Source organism: Klebsiella sp. GL120222-02 (assembly GCF_003097195.1).
In the GTDB taxonomy this organism is placed as follows: Bacteria; Pseudomonadota; Gammaproteobacteria; order Enterobacterales; family Enterobacteriaceae; genus Klebsiella; species Klebsiella variicola.
In genome coordinates this window covers 1-1,089 of record NZ_QEQO01000022.1, presented here as the reverse complement: position 1 = coordinate 1,089, position 1,089 = coordinate 1, and the positions used below count along the sequence as shown (strand labels likewise).

The window sequence follows — 1,089 nt, the reverse complement described above, 5'->3', positions numbered from 1 at the left end:
ATTCAGCCTGAGCCGGGCAAGCCGAAACTGACAGGCATCAAGCTGTATGTCTATGGTTTTTCCCGCGGCGCGGCAGCGGCGCGCACCTTTGTGCGCTGGCTGAGCGAACTGCTGCCCCCGCCGGCGGCGGAAGGTGAAAAACCGCCGCAGTGCCTGCAGACAGGCGGGATGCAGCTGCCCGTCAGCGTGGAGTTTCTCGGGCTGCTGGATACGGTGGCCTCCGTCGGGGTGGCGCATGTGGTGCCGGTTGCCGACGGGCATATGTCCTGGGCAGACGGCACGATGGAGCTGCCGGATGATGAAACCTATGGCGGGCTGATAAAAAAATGTGTTCACCTGGTTTCCGGGCATGAGCAGCGTCTCTGCTTTCCGCTGGACTCGGTGCGGCGGGCAAACGGCAAATACCCGCCCTTTGCCACTGAGGTGGTTTACCCGGGGATGCACTCGGATATCGGTGGAGGATATCCGCCGGGGGATCAGGGGAAGGCGAATGCTAAACATGATGGCTATCTGTTGTCACAAATAGTGTTGCATGACCTGTATTCAAGCGCTTTTTCTGCTGGCGCGCCACTGAAAGTCAATAAATTTAGTTTACCGGAGAGTTTAAGAAAGGATAGTTGGCGCGCTCTTGATGCTGAGCAAATTAGAGATTTTGTCGCTGCACCGGAATTAATATCACGCTTCAACGCCTGGCGTGAACTCACCCTGGGCCAAACCACGCCGAAAACGTTCGATCCCGAAGCAGCCTCTCACTACGAACCACCTGCCGCCGGCGGCAGTCTGGAAACCGTCATTGCTGAGCAGATGGCCTGGATCACCGCCTGGCGCATCGACCGCTATGCCAGAGGCTCGATGCTGAAAACGCCCTTCTATCAGCGCGCCACGAATACCGACGCGCTGCCTGCCGCGCGTAAGGCGGCAGAAGAGGTTCGTGATGAAAAACAGGCGGCGGTGCTCAGGGCTCGCCAGAACCAGATAGCAAACCAGCCTCCTGACAGGATGGATGAGCTGGTTCTGCAGCCGGGCGTGAAGGATTTTGACCCAAAGATGGATCAAACCCAGCTGTTCGACGCGGCGAAGGAGTTCGGA

The 1,089-nt window shown here is 58.4% G+C and carries 1 protein-coding gene; it reads left to right on the top strand.

The window, feature by feature from the left end; all coding sequences use genetic code 11:
* Positions 1 to 1,089: DUF2235 domain-containing protein (locus tag N438_RS27425; RefSeq protein WP_133246610.1), on the top strand; the 1,089-nt coding region annotated here is incomplete at both ends.